Annotated in this window: 19 protein-coding genes and 1 pseudogene; 10 read left to right on the top strand and 10 right to left on the bottom strand. The window is 68.4% G+C overall.

Annotation, left to right across the window (positions count from 1 at the left end; translation table 11 throughout):
- Nucleotides 1–122 precede the first annotated feature (122 nt).
- Both ACIBTU_RS37590 and ACIBTU_RS37585 read left to right on the top strand, forming a co-directional pair.
- Nucleotides 123–920, top strand: a complete 798-nt coding sequence (locus tag ACIBTU_RS37590) for a thymidylate synthase (RefSeq protein ID WP_399131242.1) — start codon at nucleotides 123–125, stop codon at nucleotides 918–920.
- A complete protein-coding gene (locus ACIBTU_RS37585) occupies nucleotides 917–1,438 on the top strand; it encodes a dihydrofolate reductase (protein WP_399131241.1) in 522 nt (173 codons plus the stop codon). The genes ACIBTU_RS37590 and ACIBTU_RS37585 overlap by 4 nt, the downstream gene beginning before the upstream one ends.
- Nucleotides 1,439–1,480: 42 nt before the next feature.
- On the opposite strand, the gene ACIBTU_RS37580 is transcribed toward ACIBTU_RS37585, so the two are convergent.
- From ACIBTU_RS37580 to ACIBTU_RS37565, 4 genes are all read right to left on the bottom strand, one after another.
- The gene (locus ACIBTU_RS37580; RefSeq protein WP_399131240.1) at nucleotides 1,481–2,056 is read right to left on the bottom strand and encodes a transcriptional regulator; all 576 of its coding nucleotides are present in this window, start codon (nucleotides 2,054–2,056) and stop codon (nucleotides 1,481–1,483) included.
- A 162-nt stretch (nucleotides 2,057–2,218) separates the two neighbouring features.
- Entirely contained in the window at nucleotides 2,219–2,869 is a 651-nt protein-coding gene (locus tag ACIBTU_RS37575; RefSeq protein WP_399131239.1) for a hypothetical protein, read from the bottom strand.
- Nucleotides 2,866–3,792 (bottom strand): ParA family protein, encoded by a 927-nt coding sequence (locus ACIBTU_RS37570; RefSeq protein ID WP_399131237.1) that lies wholly within the window; start codon nucleotides 3,790–3,792, stop codon nucleotides 2,866–2,868. Before ACIBTU_RS37570 ends, ACIBTU_RS37575 begins: the two co-directional genes overlap by 4 nt.
- Nucleotides 3,793–7,010: 3,218 nt before the next feature.
- Nucleotides 7,011–7,748: a class I SAM-dependent DNA methyltransferase gene (locus ACIBTU_RS37565; RefSeq protein ID WP_399131235.1), complete on the bottom strand. Its 738-nt coding sequence runs from the start codon at nucleotides 7,746–7,748 to the stop codon at nucleotides 7,011–7,013.
- 150 nt (nucleotides 7,749–7,898) lie between these two features.
- Between ACIBTU_RS37565 and ACIBTU_RS37560 the strand changes: the two genes are divergently transcribed.
- The 3 genes and pseudogenes from ACIBTU_RS37560 (at nucleotide 7,899) to ACIBTU_RS37550 (ending at nucleotide 9,255) form a co-directional block, all read left to right on the top strand.
- Nucleotides 7,899–8,345, top strand: a complete 447-nt coding sequence (locus ACIBTU_RS37560) for an anthrone oxygenase family protein (RefSeq protein ID WP_399131234.1) — start codon at nucleotides 7,899–7,901, stop codon at nucleotides 8,343–8,345.
- Nucleotides 8,346–8,406: 61 nt separating this feature from the next.
- On the top strand, nucleotides 8,407–8,757 hold the full coding sequence (locus ACIBTU_RS37555) for an antibiotic biosynthesis monooxygenase family protein (RefSeq protein WP_399131233.1): 351 nt from the start codon (nucleotides 8,407–8,409) through the stop codon (nucleotides 8,755–8,757).
- A gap of 64 nt (nucleotides 8,758–8,821) precedes the next feature.
- A pseudogene (locus ACIBTU_RS37550) lies at nucleotides 8,822–9,255 on the top strand (DUF4267 domain-containing protein).
- Between the two features lie 53 nt (nucleotides 9,256–9,308).
- Here ACIBTU_RS37550 and ACIBTU_RS37545 read toward each other — a convergent pair.
- Together ACIBTU_RS37545 and ACIBTU_RS37540 are read right to left on the bottom strand one after the other, a co-directional pair.
- Nucleotides 9,309–10,049 carry an MBL fold metallo-hydrolase gene (locus ACIBTU_RS37545; protein ID WP_399131232.1) on the bottom strand — a complete coding sequence of 247 codons (741 nt, stop codon included), beginning with the start codon at nucleotides 10,047–10,049 and terminating at the stop codon, nucleotides 9,309–9,311.
- Between the two features lie 154 nt (nucleotides 10,050–10,203).
- Entirely contained in the window at nucleotides 10,204–10,749 is a 546-nt protein-coding gene (locus tag ACIBTU_RS37540) for an isochorismatase family protein (protein WP_399131231.1), read from the bottom strand.
- Nucleotides 10,750–10,807: 58 nt separating this feature from the next.
- Here ACIBTU_RS37540 and ACIBTU_RS37535 point away from each other — a divergent pair, with 58 nt between their 5' ends.
- Nucleotides 10,808–11,278: a MarR family winged helix-turn-helix transcriptional regulator gene (locus tag ACIBTU_RS37535; protein ID WP_399131230.1), complete on the top strand. Its 471-nt coding sequence runs from the start codon at nucleotides 10,808–10,810 to the stop codon at nucleotides 11,276–11,278.
- Between the two features lie 15 nt (nucleotides 11,279–11,293).
- On the opposite strand, the gene ACIBTU_RS37530 is transcribed toward ACIBTU_RS37535, so the two are convergent.
- Complete coding sequence (locus ACIBTU_RS37530) at nucleotides 11,294–12,454, bottom strand: DUF4132 domain-containing protein (protein WP_399131229.1); 1,161 nt, start codon at nucleotides 12,452–12,454, stop codon at nucleotides 11,294–11,296.
- A gap of 9 nt (nucleotides 12,455–12,463) precedes the next feature.
- Between ACIBTU_RS37530 and ACIBTU_RS37525 the strand changes: the two genes are divergently transcribed.
- A complete protein-coding gene (locus tag ACIBTU_RS37525; protein WP_399131228.1) occupies nucleotides 12,464–12,634 on the top strand; it encodes a hypothetical protein in 171 nt (56 codons plus the stop codon).
- A 39-nt stretch (nucleotides 12,635–12,673) separates the two neighbouring features.
- Here the strand turns inward: ACIBTU_RS37525 and ACIBTU_RS37520 are convergent, their stop codons facing one another.
- Nucleotides 12,674–13,288 (bottom strand): TetR/AcrR family transcriptional regulator, encoded by a 615-nt coding sequence (locus ACIBTU_RS37520; protein ID WP_399131227.1) that lies wholly within the window; start codon nucleotides 13,286–13,288, stop codon nucleotides 12,674–12,676.
- Between the two features lie 125 nt (nucleotides 13,289–13,413).
- On the opposite strand from ACIBTU_RS37520, the gene ACIBTU_RS37515 reads away from it, so the two are divergent.
- The 3 genes from ACIBTU_RS37515 to ACIBTU_RS37505 all read left to right on the top strand — a co-directional run bounded on the left by ACIBTU_RS37515 (nucleotide 13,414) and on the right by ACIBTU_RS37505 (nucleotide 15,312).
- Nucleotides 13,414–14,091, top strand: coding sequence for an FMN-dependent NADH-azoreductase (locus tag ACIBTU_RS37515; protein WP_399131226.1), 678 nt, complete (start codon nucleotides 13,414–13,416; stop codon nucleotides 14,089–14,091).
- Entirely contained in the window at nucleotides 14,088–14,411 is a 324-nt protein-coding gene (locus tag ACIBTU_RS37510; protein ID WP_399131225.1) for a DMT family transporter, read from the top strand. The genes ACIBTU_RS37515 and ACIBTU_RS37510 overlap by 4 nt, the downstream gene beginning before the upstream one ends.
- A gap of 268 nt (nucleotides 14,412–14,679) precedes the next feature.
- The gene (locus ACIBTU_RS37505) at nucleotides 14,680–15,312 is read left to right on the top strand and encodes a DUF2461 family protein (RefSeq protein WP_399131224.1); all 633 of its coding nucleotides are present in this window, start codon (nucleotides 14,680–14,682) and stop codon (nucleotides 15,310–15,312) included.
- Between the two features lie 93 nt (nucleotides 15,313–15,405).
- Here the strand turns inward: ACIBTU_RS37505 and ACIBTU_RS37500 are convergent, their stop codons facing one another.
- Both ACIBTU_RS37500 and ACIBTU_RS37495 read right to left on the bottom strand, forming a co-directional pair.
- Complete coding sequence (locus tag ACIBTU_RS37500; protein WP_399131223.1) at nucleotides 15,406–15,726, bottom strand: replication initiation protein, RepL2; 321 nt, start codon at nucleotides 15,724–15,726, stop codon at nucleotides 15,406–15,408.
- On the bottom strand, nucleotides 15,723–16,286 hold the full coding sequence (locus ACIBTU_RS37495; protein ID WP_399131222.1) for a MarR family transcriptional regulator: 564 nt from the start codon (nucleotides 16,284–16,286) through the stop codon (nucleotides 15,723–15,725). Before ACIBTU_RS37495 ends, ACIBTU_RS37500 begins: the two co-directional genes overlap by 4 nt.
- Nucleotides 16,287–16,785 lie beyond the last annotated feature (499 nt).

The following is a 16,785-nucleotide window of genomic DNA, read 5'->3' as shown; positions in this document are numbered from 1 at the left end:
GACCTCAGAGTCGCTTCGGTCGCTTGAGTCGCTGCCCCAGTCCGTCCCACTCCCCCGCCGCTCCCCTGGGCCGCACAGGCTGCTGGCCGAGATCGCTCTCGCGGGCGACTAGGCTTTCGACCGTGGTGGACACTCAGTACGAAGACCTGTTGAAGCTTGTGCTCACGTCGGGGACGGCCAAGGCCGACCGGACGGGCACCGGTACCCGGAGTGTCTTCGGACACCAACTGCGCTACGACCTCGCGCAGGGATTCCCCCTGGTCACCACCAAGAAGGTGCACCTCAAGTCGATCGCGTACGAGCTGCTGTGGTTCCTGCGCGGCGACTCGAACGTCGGCTGGCTCCAGGAGAACGGCGTCAGCATCTGGGACGAGTGGGCCGACGAGAACGGCGAGCTCGGCCCCGTCTACGGCGTCCAGTGGCGCTCCTGGCCCACCCCCGACGGTCGGCACATCGACCAGATCAGCCAGGTCCTCGACACGCTGCGCGACGACCCCGACTCCCGCCGCATGATCGTGTCGGCCTGGAACGTCGCGGAGCTCGACAAGATGGCGCTCGCCCCGTGCCACGCCTTCTTCCAGTTCTACGTCGCCGACGGCAAGCTCTCCTGCCAGCTGTACCAGCGCAGCGCCGACCTGTTCCTCGGCGTCCCGTTCAACATCGCCAGCTACGCCCTGCTGACGCACATGGTGGCCCAGCAGACCGGCCTCGAGCCCGGTGACTTCATCTGGACCGGCGGCGACTGCCACATCTACGACAACCACGTCGAGCAGGTCACGAAGCAGCTGACCCGCACCCCGTACGCCTTCCCCGAGCTGAAGCTGCACAAGGCGGACTCGATCTTCGACTACGCCTACTCGGACATCGAGGTGCTGGGCTACCAGCACCACCCCGGGATCAAGGCCCAGGTCGCCGTATGAGCACCACGAACGGCACGAGTGGCACGAGCGGTACGTCGGGCGTCGGGCTGATCTGGGCCCAGACCCCCGCCGGCGTGATCGGCGCGGACAACGGGATCCCCTGGCACCTCCCCGAGGACCTGGCCCACTTCAAGGCCACCACCCTCGGACAACCCGTGATCATGGGCCGCCGGACCTGGGACTCGCTGCCCGCCCGTTTCCGCCCGCTCCCGGGCCGCCGCAACATCGTGCTCACCCGGGACCCCCAGTGGGCCGCAGAAGGCGCTGAGCGCACCGGATCCGTCCCCGAGGCCCTCGCCCTCGCCGACGGCCCCGCCTGGGTCATGGGAGGCGGCGAGATCTACCGCGCCGCCCTGCCGCACGCCACGCGGCTCTCCGTCACCGAGGTCGACACCACCGTGGACGGCGACACTCACGCCCCCGTACCGGGTCCGGAGTGGAAGGTCACCGAGGACCACGACTGGCAGACCTCGAAGACCGGCCTGCGCTACCGCATCCGCCTGTACGCCCGCTCGTAGCCGTTACCTGAGCCATTGCCTGAGCCGCTCTCCGGGAGCGGCTCAGGCGGCGAACCCGATCGCGCTCACGTACTCGTACTCGCCCCACTGAGAGCCCAGATCGACGACGACGTCGCTCACCCACGCCTCGTCCAGCGCACCCTCGTCACCGGCCGCCCAGGCCGCCACGATCCGGTCCCAGCGGCGCACGTTCAGGGTTCGGTAGTCGATGACGCGCTGACGCGGGCGCGGCACCTGTGACTGGTTGAGCGGATGGAACTCCACGCGCGTGCCCCGGCCCTGACGGTTGAGGCGGGCCAGCAGGTGCCGGGAGACGTTCGCCCGGCGCACCGTGAGGTACGCGGCGTCGATCCGCTCCAGGTTCTGCCGCGTCGGCTGCCGCCGGCCGTCGAGCCACGCCTTCAGCGTGCGGTCCGTGACGGTCAGGCCGGCGTCCCGCGCCGCGGCCCGGGCGTGCGGGGTACGGGTCAGATAGTGCAGCCGCGCCATCAGGCCACGACGGACCGTCACGGGCGTCGCGATGAACCCGGCGAGCCGGTCGAGCTGCCGCGCCACGGCCTCGTGCCCCTTGACGCCCTGGGCGCCGTACAGGCCGAACTCGAGGTTCCTGTCCGGCATGAGCTGGCCTTTCGTGAGGACGGTCGGGGGCCGCTGGCCCACATGCTACGGGTGGCCACGGCCGATGCGGATCAACGGTGACTCAGCGGCGACTCGGCAGCGACTGAACGGCGACGGGGAGCGGCGGCCGCGGGCCACCACTCCCCCACTCCTCCGCCCGGCTCAGGCGTCCCTGCGCCCCGGCAGGTACTGGTCCAGGACGATCGCGAGGAACTTGGTGTGGTCCGGCAGACCGGACTCCCTCACCAGACCGTCGATGATCCCGCGCTGCGTCCGCGTCGGCTTGTACTGCAGCTGTACGGGGCCCAGGCCGCGCAGATCCGTGTCGTCCGGCTTGACCGTGACCGCGAACAGCTTGGACTGGAACTTGGGCGTCCGCCGGGCGTCCTCGACGACCTGCGCGAGCCCCTTCTCCGCCGCGGCCTCGACGGCCATCAGCACGATCTGGGTGTGCGTGACGTCGTTCGCCTTGCGGAACTTACGGAAGCGCCCGGCCACGTTCTGCGACACGTAGAAGCCGACGGGCTTCGCGGTGTCCGCGTCGTCCAGCGGCTCCGGCTCGGGCTCCTGGACGACCTCACGGGCCGGCTGCGGGATGACCGTGGGCGCGGCGGCCACAGGCGTGGGCATCGGGGTCACCGGAGCGACCGGCTGCGCCTGTGCGGGAGCCGGGGTGGCCCAGCCGGCGAGGGCGCTGGGCGTGCCACCGCCACTGCCGCCGCCTCCGCTGAACAGATTGCCGACGCCCTGGTCGGACATGCTCTGCTCTTCCACGTCCTCGTCCACGCGCTTCTTGCCCTTGGGCGGGGTCATGCGGCTGCGTCCTTCCTCAGCTCGAGTGCCCGAGCGAACATCTCTTCGGTGAATCCTTCATAGTCGGCGACCAGACCCTCGACGGTCTCCGGGATGGAGCGGTCGCCTTCCCGGCGCTTGTCGGCCAACTCCTGTACGAGCAGACCCCGTTTGCGCACGAGCCGGGCCACCGACTCCGTGTGCCCGATGAGGTGCTTGAACATGTGGGCCTCTTCGCCGAGGACCTTCTGCACCTGCTGGCGCACGTCGGCGTGGATGCCCGTGTACTTGCGGCCGGTGTCGAACAGCAGCACGCCGAGCAGCTCCAGGTGCGGATTGAGCTGACTCACGAACCGCACGTACGAGAACTCCAGGCCGATCTGCGCCAGACCGTCCTCCGCTCCCCCGTCGCTCTTGACCGGGATCACCAGCCAGCGCGCCGTCGACAGCGCGAGCCGCTGCAGCGAGGGGTTCTCGGGCGGGGTGTCGAGAATGATGATCTGGTACTCGTGCGCGATCGGCAGCAGGCACATCAGCAGCCGCAGGTACGCGTGCGGCCCTTCCTTCGCGAGCAGCGTGTGGAAGAAGATGCCGAACTCGTCACCGAGCGCCGGGCCGCCCATCACGACGTCCAGGTTCTCGCGGACGTTGCGCTGCGGCCGGAGCGCCGTGCCGGTGCGCAGCGACTCGAGGAGGCCCGCTCCCCCGTCGTTCCACTCGGCCCGCTTGTAGCCGAGCTCTCGCGCGATGTTGCCCTGCGCGTTGCAGTCGATGATGAGCGTGCGCAGTCCGCTGCGCGCCGCCTTGCCGGCCGCGTTGGCCGACACGGACGACTTGCCCACGCCGCCCTTGCCGTTGCCGAACATGAAGATGTGCGACAGCGAGCCCCACGGGATCTGGGGCAGGTTCATTCGGCTGTCAGGTGCCGCGAAGGGACTGGACATGGATCCTCTCAGTCTGGTTCAGGCCCGAAGACGGGTGAGGGACGCTGGAAAACGAGTGGGATATGCCCCTTTTTGAGGGGCCTTGCCCGGCCGAAAGTTCTCTCAGAACGATCCTGCGCTCCAAAGAGGCCGATCCTGGTGCCGAGTACCCCACGAAGGCCCTCTCCGAGGCCCGGCAGACCCCTCCACGACCCCGTTCCGGCAGGTCGACGAAGGGTTCTCGATTGGTGCTCAAGTGTGCTGCCCCGCAAAGGACTCCACCTGCGGCCCACCATGGCCACAAGCAGCTCCCCACGCCCTTCTACCAGCAGCGAACCCAACAGTGAGTACATCAGACACTCCCACAGTTCTGTTCACCTCCAGTGAAGTTGCGACGCAAAGCGATGCACACATTATCAGGACGATCTTCGCCCGCATACGGCAACACGCGCATCAGTCAACGAGAGATCAAGCCGAGCCACAGGCAGCCCCACCCAGTCCCCCGCCTGGCGCCCCATCAGCGCGGCACCCAACACCACAACTTGCCCGCTACGTAGCCGGTCGGCAAACAGGCACGCAATCAGCCGAGCAGGCCCACTCCCCCACCGGCACGCAAACCGCCCCGCGAACCCGCCGGTCGGCGTGGCGGCCGACCAGCGTCCGGGCGAGGCGACCAACCAGCCGCCGGGCCCGCAGCCAAACTCCCCCACGGGCTGACCTGCTGGCCTACACCCTTGCACGCCACCGAACCCACTCCCCCGCCCACCCGCATGCCAAGCCTCGCGCTACCCATCAAGCGGACGGTGCCACGGTGTTGCCTACCGCTGAGCAGACTGGTGCGCCAGCAGACCAGCAATGCCGCTCGCTGGCCTGCGGGCGTACGTGCAGTCGGCTTGGCGCTCCTGTGGTGCATCAGGCCCGCTGACGCACCAGCGGGCAAGCCCTTCCGCTGGCCAACAGTCATACGACCCTGCTCACGGGCAACCAAGCCGTACACCTGACTGCAAGGCAAGCCATCGCACTGGCAGCACTCTTGGCATGCGATCGGGCCTTCAGGCATGCCGTTGAACTGGTCAGCATGTCTGTCCACCAAGAAGCTTCCATGCCCGCTACGAGACTGACCTTCACCTCGATAGCGAGGCAGGCCAGCATGCCAACGCGGAGATTTACCGCTGAGTTGATACGGCAACGGGTGCGGATGCGCACAGGCTGGCAAAGTGTCGAGCGGGTAGCTGAGCCGGTTGCTCGGCAGGTGCGCACTCCCGTCGGCCGGTGAGCAGGTAGATGCGCTGGCGGATCGACCTGCATACACGCTTGCAACTTGACTGCTGTTGCTGCGTTGCTCAAGGCGGTTTGGAAGGTGGAGAGTGCGACGTCTATAGCAACGTGATGTGGCACTGTGAGCAAGGCCTTGACTCTTACGGGGATCACTATCGATGGGCATGCCGAACACGCGGCAGTCACTGAGGCGTTGGTCAACGCCGTGCAACATGCTTGCATGCAAGCTTGCATCCATGTTTGCAGTGATGTTTGTTTTCCCAGGTCAGAGGCGGTTTTTCTGGTCAAGAACGTGCGCGATGAGTATAGGTGGAAGCGGCCCATTGGGCCAGCATCATCTGGGCTTAGGAGGTGGGGTGACCGTGGTGGGTTGGCGATGAGTGTGGGGAACTGGTCCGGGCTGTGCCGCCGAATGGGCATCCGCTCGCTGCTCGTTCCCGCATGACGGAACGAGCAGCATCGGGTTCAACAGGGAAACGGTCGTAGGGCGTGAAGGTGGGCGTCAGTCAAGTGATCTCCGGACGCGAGTGCTCCAGGGGTCTGTCATTGCTCTGTGCTCTGCTCGGTGTTCGCGAAGAATCGAGGCTGTCGGATTGGTGAGTGCTGGTGACTGGCCCTTGGTGGAGGTGTGCTGGGGGAGTGGGCGCAGGGTAGGTCGGGTTCCCGGCGCTGAGTGGTGAAGCACTCGCATGCTTCTCTGCCACTCATCGACATCACATGCCGGTGAGCTGGGAGGGCGGGGGAGGGTCGCCTTTGAGGCTTCCTGCTCAAGTCGTCCGCTCTGTTGTGGAGCATCTGGAGTGGGGGAGTGGCTGCAAGGTCTGGCTCTGTGGCCAGGGGCCGTTCGCGCAGGAAGGTCGGTGCCCCTACCTCGCAACGGTGATCAGCTGGGGCTGGTTCAGATGAGCCGAGTCGTCCAGGACGTGCCTGCCCAGGGACGCCCATCCGACTACGAGTCGAAGCGGGCTCTCCACTCTGAACTCCGAAGCGGCGCGCCACGCCTGCCTGCATGCCTGAGGCTGTGACGGCTACCCAGCTTCTCCATGTAGGCCGCTGTGAGTGGGTGACGGTCACCGCTGATCGGCGGCCTGTTAGCTGTCGTACGACGTCTCTAGGTGGCCAGAGACGAGACCACTTGCGCGCGATGGCCCGTCGGTGAAGCGATCACGAGGCGGGAGCGAGCACTCCAGGCACTCCACCCCTTGGTATGTCACCAGCAGATCCTGATGGGCCGTCCAGTGACGACTTCCCTGGCGCCCATGCCTCAGCCGTGCACTACGAGGCCCCGACGTCAGCACCTCCGCCACCCAGGACTTTCGCCGTGCGGCTGCACCGCCGCGACCAGGCTCGGCCCGCCGGCGCCATGAGGTCGGGCAGAACCGCAGATCCGTAGGCCGCGCCGATCAGGGCTACGGCAGCCGTCGCACTGGTGCGCCGGTATCAGCGACGGATCCCCTGAACCTGGCTCACGGGCAAACCCATCAAGTGCTGAGCCTCTGTGCTTGCACGCGCCCTGTCACGAGGGGCTCGAGCGACGGACCTGGAGGGAAGTTCCATGGCGGCGCCGCGTGCGCGCCACCTCCCGAGGGCTCGGCTTGGCCCGCCCGGACGCATCGCATCTGTCGGCGCCGGCGAGTTCACGGCGACCGGTCGACTGCCCCTGCGGGCGGCCCTGAGCGCTCACGGCAGGCGCGGCTCACATGATCGTCACCGGAGCGTTTCGGTGACGGCGACAGGGCGGGCAGAGGGCGCGGCCGGGGGAGTGGGCCTGGGAGGAGGTCGGTGAACGCAGGCCGCTGCGAAGGCGGTTTCACCGGGAAGTAGCGCCGGTCAGGCCGTGATTCCAGGTTCCGGTTCCGCGCTCTCAACGGCTCTCAGAGAAGTCATTGATAGTTCAAGTATTGCGCAGTCGAGAGGGCGGAGGGCGGGGGAGTGGGGAGTGGGGGAGTGGGGTGGGGGAGTCAGGCCGGCTTGCGCCACACGGAGATGTGCTTCGTGGAGTCCTGGGTGAACGGAGATCCGTCCCAGTCCGCGACGCGGCGTTCCAGTTCGAGACCGGCGATCCGTGCCATCAGGTCGAGCTCGGCCGGCCAGGCGTACCGGTGCCGGGAGTTGTCGCGGCGGTAGCGGCCGTCGTCGTCGCGGGTGAAGTGGTGCGAGACGAGGACCTGTTCGACCAGGTCGAAGGTGTCGAAGCCGAGGTGGTGCTCGGAGACGTCGAACGGCACCGCGACCTGGCCGGGCGGCAGGGACCGCAGGGGAGGCACGACCAGTTCGATGACGAAGCGGCCACCGGGCTCCAGGTGGCGTGCGGCGTTGCGGAAGCACTCGACCTGCTCGTCCTGTGTGAGCAGGTTCGAGATGGTGTTGTAGACGAGGTAGACCAGGGTGAACGGGCCGGGGACGACGGTGGTGGCCATGTCGCCGATGGTCACCGGAAGCGTGCTCTCGTCGACCTTGCGCCGTAGCACCGCCGCCATGTGCTCGGACAGTTCGATGCCCGCCACCTGTACGCCGCGTTCCCGGAGTGGGACGCCCACGCGTCCGGTTCCGATGGCGAACTCCAGGGCTCGGCCGTCTCCGGCGAGTTCGGCGAGGAAGGCGAGGGTTGGTTCGAGGGCGGCGGCCGAGGACAACTCGGCCTCCTCGGCGTCGTAGCGCTCGGCGGTCGCACGGGTCCACAGCTCACTGCTCGTCACGGGCGGCCACTTTGCCGGGTGTCGAAGGGCGCTGTCGACGCAATTACCTTCCCCGAGGCAGTTTTCTAGCGGCGCTAGACAAGCGAGCGCCATTAGTATTAGCGTTGCCTCATCAGCTAGCAGCGCTAGAAATCAATGGGAGGGGTCAGCATGCTTGCCGCACTCGAGGTCGTCACCACCGTGACCGTCGGCCTGATGGTCGGGGTCGAGTTCTCCGTCGCCTTCGTCATGAACCGCATCTTCGGCGCCCTCCCCGAGGACGCCGACCAGATGGCCCGCTCCCACGGCGGCCGCATGCTCGGCGCCCTGATGCCCTTCTGGTACATCGGCTCGGTCGCCCTCGTCGCCGTCTGGGCCGTCGCCGGACACACCCACGACGGCTTCGGCCTCGTCGTCACCGCCGGCGCCCTGCTCATCGTCAGCGTGATCATGTCGATCCTGCTCCTCGTCCCGATCAACAACCAGGGCAAGAACTGGACCCCCGAGACCCGGCCCGCGGACTGGAAAGACCAGATGAACCGCTGGGACCGCTACCACTACGCCCGCGTCGCCGTCATCGTCGCCGCCTTCACCCTCCTCGTCACCGCCCTCGTCTGAACAAGAACCGCCGTACAAGACCGACTGATCAAGTGCCCCGTACCGACAGGGAGTTCAGAAAATGGCCAAGCTGCAGAGTCTCGACCCGCAGACGCCGATGTTCGCGCAGTTCCAGGAGAAGACCGGGCCCGTCGTCCTGGCCAACACCTTCCTGGTCCCGAAGGAGCAGACCGAGTCGTTCCTGGCCCTCTTCCGGAGGCAGGCCGAGTTCATGAGGGCCCAGCCGGGATTCGTCTCCCTGCAGATGCACCGGGGGACGGCGGGCAGTGAGCTGCTGATGAACGTCGCGGTCTGGGAGTCCACCGAGGCGCTCGCCAGGGCGCTCGGCAACCCCGATTTCCAGCGCATGGCGGCCGAGTTCCCCGACGCGATCGTCTCGTACCCGCACATCTTCGAGCAGATCGAGGTCTGACACGGATCTGCCGCAACACCCACACCCGTACACCCGTACACCCGTACACCGAAGGAAAGACACCATGTCGCTGAAGACCGTCAACACCGTCCTGGCCACCGTCTGCGTCCTGTTCGTCCTCTACCTCGGCCTGTCCTTCATCCTGGCCCCGGCGGCATCCACCCCGGGCGTCGGCCTGCCGACCTGGCCCGCCGGCGACGGCGGCGGCTCCTCACCATGAAGGGCATCCGCGAGTTCTCGATGGGTCTGGTCATCGGGATCCTGCTGCTGACGGGCCACCGCCGCGCCCTGGGCTGGGTCCTGCTGATGGAGGCCGTCGCCCCGTTCGGCGACATGATCAACGTCCTGGCTCACCACGGCACCGTCGCCGCCGCGCTCGGCATCCACGGCCTGACCTCGGCGTTCATCACGCTCGTCGCCCTGCTGATGCTCCGCGAGACCGGCAAGGCTCACCAGGCCGTCAAGACGGCCGCAGGCTCAGCCGCGCAGCCCGCCTGAAGCCTCCGAAGGCGACTCAACTCCCGCTGAAGCAGGATCAGTTGATGCCGAACTCACTTCTGGGACCCGCCCGCACCCGGCTCCGATGCCGACCGCACCGCATCGCCCACGTGGGCCGGAGAGATACGCCAGGGCGCGCCGTGACCGGGGAGCACCCAGGACGCCGACAGTCCGGCGATCCGGTCGAGCGAGGACATCGCAAGGGCCGGGTCGTCCGTGAAGGGCGCCGGCTGGGGGTCCGTGCGTCCGGTGAGGACGTGCCGCGTGGTCAGGGCGTCCCCGACGAAGACCGCGTCGGCGAGCGGCACGTGCACTGCCACGCTCCCAGGAGAATGCCCCGGCACGCCCACGATCACCGGACTCCCCGGCAGATCCAGAACGTCACCGTCACCGAACTCGGTGACCTCGCCGACATAGCGCGGCCGCAGGCCGTTCTTGCGGACGAGGCTGTAACCGAGGAACCCGAGCATCGGGCCGAGGCGCCGGGGCCCGATCGCGCCCTGGAACTTCTCTCCCGTACGGGCGCGGACGGCGTCGGCCGCGTGCACGAACACCGGTACCCCGTGGGCCTTTCGAAGTCGCTCGGCGAACCCGATGTGGTCGGTGTCCCCGTGCGTGAGGACGAGTCCGCGGATGTCGTCGACGGACTTGCCCAGGGAGCGGAGTTCACGGTGCAGATCCCGCCAGTGACCGGGCAGCCCGGCGTCGATGAGCGTGATGCCGTCGTCGGTGTCGACGAGATAGCACGCCACGATGTCGTTGCCGAGGCGGTGCAGATGAGGGGCGAGCTTCATGGAACGGACCCCTTTCGGAGGCACGGAGGCACGGAGGCGCGGAGGCGCGGACGCGCGGATCGCGGAGGTGTGGAGGCAGTGCAGGGAGAGGTGCAGAGGTGCAGAGGGGCGAGGTAGGGCGGAGCCGCACGGGCCTCACCGGCATGGCCGCCGTCTACGCCATCAGACCGTGCAGCGCCACGATGGCATCACGTCCGACGGGAGTCGTGAAGTCGCGCACCATGCTCGTCACGAAACTCGCCACCGACGTCACCGTCCCGCCCGCCGCCTCGATCTGGGACAGCGCCGCCCTCTCCGTACGCTCCGACATCCCGCCGCTCGCGTCGACCAGCACGAACACCGCGTAGCCGGCGGCCAGGGCGTCGAGCGCGGTGTGGAGGACCACGATCTCCGAGGTCACACCACAGATGACCAGCGTCTTACGGTCCTCGGCAGCGATCGCCGCGCGCCATGCGAGGTCGTCCCAGCAGCAGGGCCCGCCGCGCACGAACGGTGCCGTCTCAGGGAGTTCGGCGATGACGTCGGGTCCGTCGGGCCTGGGGGCGACCGACATGGTGAACGGGATGTCGAGCCGCTGCGCGATCGTGCTGAGCACCCCGGCCGAGCGCCTGATGGTCTCGGGTCCGTTCGTGCCGCTCAGGGCCACGATGCTGTCCTGCAGGTCGGCGAAGACGATCTGCACGGTGCGAGGATCAATCATGGGTCTCACCTCAAATCATTCAGAGCCTGAATGGTTTGAGGACGGTAGCATAGCTCGCATGGACGACGCCACGTGGACGGACACCCTCAGCTTCCGGCTCGGCGCGCTGGGCGCGCTGATCGCCGATCAGTACGCGGAGGCCCTGGCCGTCCATGACGTGAAGCCCAAGCACGTCGGCCTGTTGGGGGTGCTCGACAAGGGGCTGGCCTCCTCGCAGCTCGAGATCGCCAAGCTGATGCGGGTGGCTCCCAGCCTCGTGGTGTCCCTCGCCGACCATCTCGAGTCCATGGGCGCGATCGAGCGTCTCCGTGACCCGGCCGACCGGCGCCGCCAGATTCTGAGCCTCACCCGCAAGGGGCACCGGCTCCTCGCGGACTGCACGGCCAAGGCGCGCGCCCTCGACGATGAACTCGGCGCCGGCCTCACCGCAGCCCAGCGGACCGCGCTCAGCAAGGCACTCGACCGCCTGGCTGCCTCCTACGGCCTGCCCGTGAGCGGCAAGCCGGACGCCGGTCCGGCCTCCCGGTAGGCGGACCGAGCAGGCCTATGCGCCTTCTCCCGAGTCCTGGCCGGAACCCTCCGCCCGCAACCGCACCCGCGCCGTGGACGGAAGCGCCGCGGCGTCGGAGTCCACGTACAGATCGAGGGGACGGAAACCGGCGCCGTCCGCCACCTGGTACTCCCAGCTCAGGGACCGTGTGACCACCCTGGTGACCGGGTGATCCCGGTAGAAGCGCCGCCAGTCGTCCCAGCTCCACGTGCGCTCCTCGCCGGCCAGAGCGAGCAGGCGGGACCGCTCCTCGGCGAGGGTGGCCTCGATGCGCTTGGCCTGACGCCGTACGCCGTCCACGTCTTCGGACCACGTACGGGCCTTGTACCCGGTCGGCGATCTGAACGGGTGGGTGGTGCGGGTAGTCGTGCCGTCCTTGTCGATCCAGTCGACGGTGACCTGCCCACTCGTGTGCACGCTGATCACGGCGTCCAGCGCGAGGTTCCACCACAGGGCGCCCTGGTCGATCCAGCCGAGCGTCAGCGTCCCGTCCTTCTCCAGACCGTGCCGGGGAACGGTGCGCTCGGCCACCTCGTGCGGCGGGACGCCGAGGCGCGCGGCGGCCTTCTTCACGGACTTGGCCAGCACTTTGTGGGGGTGTCGGGCGGACGGCACCCAGTAGTGCAGGTCCCAGAGTTCGTCCAGCACCGCCGGGCCTGGCAGCTCGCCCAGCGAGGCGAACGCGGCACCGGCGAGGTCGTCGTCCACCTTGTAGTAGACCTCCATGGCCTGCACGTTCTTACGGGCCAGCAGCGCGAGGTCGGCGGCCAGGGGCCCCGGGTCCTGCCGGATCCACCCCGCGGCGAGCGCACATCCGATGGCCAGGCTCCGCGCGGGGGAGTGGGCCTTGTTCTGGCCCAGCTCCCGTATCACGGTGCTCTGCTCGGCGGCCCCGTGGAAGGAGCCCTCCGCGGCCAACTCCCGTACCGCGTACCGCACCAGGTCCTCGGCACCGTCCGCCTTGAGCAGTGCCTTGGTACGGCGCTTCCACGGCGTGTCGACCTTGTACCGCCAGTTCCAGAACTCGGAGGCGGTACCCAGGTGGCAGACCAGCTCGGTCAGGTCCGGCGGCAGGCTGACCAGACGGTCCCGCACGCGCTCGCTCCACGCGTTGTCGGCGTCGAGCAGGTGCGTCACCGATGTCGATTCGCTCATACCTTGATCATGCCAACCACCACTGACACACCGGCCCTCCCGAACCTGACCCCAAGTCAGTCGGCCCAGATCTCCCGCACGACGACGGACATGCCCCAGCGCCTGCACGACTACCTGGACCGCCTGTACCGGGCGCTGAGCACGACCGGCGCCGGAATTCCCCCGCGGCGGCCCGAGTAGCCACGCCGCCTGCACGAAGCGGGACCCGGAACCGGATGCTCAGCCGCGCGGGACGAGAACGCCGCGCCCCAGTGCCTTCAACGCCGCGGTGATCTGCCGGACATCGAGCCCGAGCCGGTCCCGCTGGAACTGGAAGACATCGGGGGCGAGGGGGGCGAGCAGCAGGTCCACCATCGCCTCCCGGTCCTCGACACCGGCCTCGCCGAGCAGCGCTCCGACGTGCACGCGCCAGAACCCGTACGCCCCTGTCGCGAAGCGTGACTGTCCCGTCTCCGTGCCGAGGACCAAGTGGATGTGCTGGTCGAGGAGTTCGACCATCGCCTCGTAGAACGCGGCCAGCCGCTCGTCGGGCGGTGCCCCGGGCCCCAGTGGAGGCTCGCCCCGCATCAGCTTCTCCTGCAGCAGCCGCTCGTGGTCGTCGAGCAGTGCCACCGCGATGGAGGCGATGTCGGGATAGCGGCGGTAGAGCGTGCCCTTGCCCACGCCGGCGGCGCGCGCGATGTCCTCCATGCCGACGTCCTGCGCCCCGCGCTCGGCGAACAGGCGGGCCGCCGCCGCCAGGATCCGCGCCCGGTTCCGCGCCGCGTCCGCCCGCTCCTTCGGTGCGGGGGACCGGTCCGTCCCTCCGTCGAACAGCATCTTCGGATCGCTCATGGGCCCACCCTACTCCAGTAAGTGGACGTTGCGTCCACTTGGCGCTATGGTCGGGAGCCCGAAACGGACGCACCGTCCACTTAAAGCTGAGACGAACCTGTCGACCATCGCCCGGAGGACCCGCCATGACCCGCGTTCCGCACCAGCCGCACCTGCTGCACCTCGACGCCAGTGCCCGCCGACGCTCCTTCTCCCGCGAGGTCGGCGGAGCGTTCGCCGATGCGTGGCGCGAGGCCGAGGGAACGGTCACCTACCGCGACCTCGCCGCCGACCCGGTCCCGCAGATCACCGAGGCCTGGACCGAGATCTGCGACAACCTCCTCGCCGACGGCATCACCGCCCTCGCCCGCCTCCACGAAGGGGCCCGCACTCCGCGGCAGGTCACCGCCTGGCAGACGATCGAGCCCCTCCTGAACGAGCTCGTCGCGGCCGACGTCATCCTCATCGGCACCCCGATGTACAACTACGGCGTCCCCGCGTCCCTGAAGGCCTGGATCGACCAGGTGACCTTCCCCCGGATGTCCCTGACCGGCCGGTCCGTCGTCGTGGCCAGCGCCCGCGGCGGCTCCTACCTCCCCGGCGCCACGAAGGCGGCCTTCGACCACCAGGCCCGCTACCTGAAGGACTTCGCCGCCGGCCACTTCGCCATCGACGACGTCACCTTCCTGCACGCCGAACTGGCGAACTCGGTCATCGACCCGAACCTCTCCGACCTGCGCGACCGCCACGAGGCCTCCCTCGCGGAAGCCCTCAAGACCGCCCGCGACCTCGGCCGCGAACTGGCCACAAGGACGACGACATGAACTGGCTCTTCCTGGCCCTGGCCGGAGCGGTCGAGATCGGCTGGTCCCAGAGCATCAAACCGACCCAGAACTTCACCCGCCCGGTCCCCACCCTGATCTGCTTCGCCCTCGCCGCCGGTGCGGTCTACCTCCTCACGCTGGCGATGCGCACCATCCCCGTAGGCACCGCGTACGCCGTCTTCACCGGCATCGGAGCCGTAGGCGCCATCGCCCTCGGCGTCGTCATCAACCGCGACCCGGTCACGCTCGCCCGCACAGCGGCCCTGACGCTCATCGTCGGCGGCATCATCCTGGCCCGCATCGCCAGCCCCGAAAGCTGACCATCGCCGGATCCGTCGCCGTCGCCACCACCGACGCACACGAACAGCGGCACTCCACATGCGCCCTGACGGACCGCCACCTAACGTCGACACCAGGGCGACGACAGGGAAGAGGCGCCCGGGGCCCCGCACCGCGTCTGCGTGCGGGGCCCCGCCCATATCCGGAGCTCGGCTCATGTACGTGAGGTCAATGAGCACCGGTCGCCAGTCCGGTACTCATTGACCTCACGTACATGAGCCCGCAGACGGCTCGAGCTATCCTCCGCCCATGCGCAGACAGTTCACCGGCTGGCCGGAGCAGGCCATGGACGTGCTGTGGCAGCTCCAGGGCGAACCGACCCACGCGACCCGCGAACGCTGCCGCGCCGACCGCGAGCGTCTGGTCCGGCAGCCGATGATCGCCCTGCTCAACGAGGTCGCGGACGCCGATCCCCGGTACGAGGACTTCTCCGTCTGGCACTACCGCACGGGCTCCTGGTGGTGGCAGAACCAGAGCGCGGTGATCCGGCTCGGCCGCAAGATCGAGATCAACCTCCGGTTCTCCCTGGACGGCCTGTGGATCCAGGGCGCCTGGTGGTACCCCGACCCCGGCCAGGTGGACATGTTCCGCAAGGCCGTGGCCGCCGAGGGAAGCGGCCGCGAACTGTCCGCCCTCGTCGAGGACCTGCGCGAGAAGGGCTACGACATCGCCGGGGACGTGATGAAACGCCCTCCGCGCGGCTACCCGACGGACCATCCCCGTACGGACCTCCTGCGCCACCGCTCAGTGACGGCGGCCCGCCCCCTCGGCAGCGAGGGATGGCTGCACACGCCCGAGGTGACCAACCGGGTCCTCTCGGCCGCGGCCGACCTGGACGCCCTGCTGACGTGGCTGGTCCGCCATGTGAAGCGCGCGGCCTGACCTCGACCGGGCCAGGCCGACGGCACGATCGAGGACAGGCAACGGGTGTGGGAGTGCACCGGCGCCGACCGGAGCCGATTCCGGTTGTCCGCCCTATCCGACGACGCGCAGGTGCTCGCGGCCGCGGGCCTGCGGCTCATCCTCCTGCTCAGCCAGACGGTAGAGCTTGACCTGCCCGACCCGGCCGGCTTCCTCCAGCCATCCCAGAGCGACCAGTTCTTTACGGGTGCGGGAGAACGACGGTGCGTTCATCCCGACGATCTCGGCGAGCTCGGACGCCCGGACCACGACGGAACCGTCCGGCTCCTGCTTCACGGACGCGTACAGCAGGACAACCAGCCGCTGGTTCGGGCTCAGCACACGGCCGGTGCGGCGAAGCACGTCCACAACGTCCTCCGGACCCTGGATCTTCATGAGTGGTCACCCTTCGCCACAGGCGCCTTCGACGCCGCCCCAGAACCATTCTTCCCGCTCCTGCCCCGGGTCTTCGACCTGGGCTCGCGGATCTCCGTCTCCGGCGGGTTCCAGTCCTTCACGGCAGTGCGGTGCGCAAAGCCACTGCCGATGAACGCCAGATAGGGGGTGCACCGGTAGAAGGTGGTCCGTCCGATCCCGCCGGCGGCAACCAGCAGCCTGGCCCCGTGGAGAATCTTGACGGTCCGGCTCAGAGTGTCGGGACTCATGCCGAGTTCCTTGGCGATGTCCGCCCTCGTCATCATCGGAGCTCCCTGGCTCTGCTCTGTGGCGAACCAGTACCAGACCAGGACTCTGAACTCTCGATCCGTCAGCCCGGAAGCAGCCGATGCCAGGGCCCGGCCACGCCGAATCCCGACGTTGATGTGTGGCCCGTCGAAGCCGTACGGATCGCGCACCACCTGCTGGCGGCCGCCGGAGTCCTCGGGTTCACCGGCCTCCGTCATCTCGCCGGTCTGGGCATCGACGAGCGCGAAGAACTGCCGTGCCGGTTCCGCCATGAGTGGCCTCTCAGAGGTGCGTACACGTCGGTATGCGATGCCCGTCCGGCGACGCATCGCTTACCGCCGTGAACATTAGCGCATTGGTAATCAATGCCCGTGTCGCGGCGGGTTCCCGCGCGGCCCAGTTATTACCGTGGCGGTAAGCGATCCGCTTCCCCAGTCGGCATGATGCGACTCTGGAGTCGGGACGATACGACTCGGGAATCCGCTTGATCCGACTCCCGAGTCGTATATGCCGACTCGGGAGTCGGCATATACGACTCGGGAGTCGGATCAGGATCCACATTTATGCAGGTCAGAGGCGTGCGGGGGCTGGGCCCCTCTTACTACAGGAATCAGCAACCCCGACCCTGGGCCTGGGGACGGCCCGAGGCCGCATCAGCGACGGTGTGTCGGGACTGATCCGTCATCGGCGCGCACCTGCGGATCAGCAGCATGATGGTGATGCCGGTGGGGGTGCGGACGGCACACGCGCGCCTGGTGACCCGTCTGCGGC

The sequence above is a fragment of the Streptomyces sp. NPDC050145 genome (assembly GCF_044460245.1).
In the GTDB taxonomy this organism is placed as follows: domain Bacteria; phylum Actinomycetota; class Actinomycetes; order Streptomycetales; family Streptomycetaceae; genus Streptomyces.
This window is presented reverse-complemented; position numbering and strand designations above follow the sequence as displayed.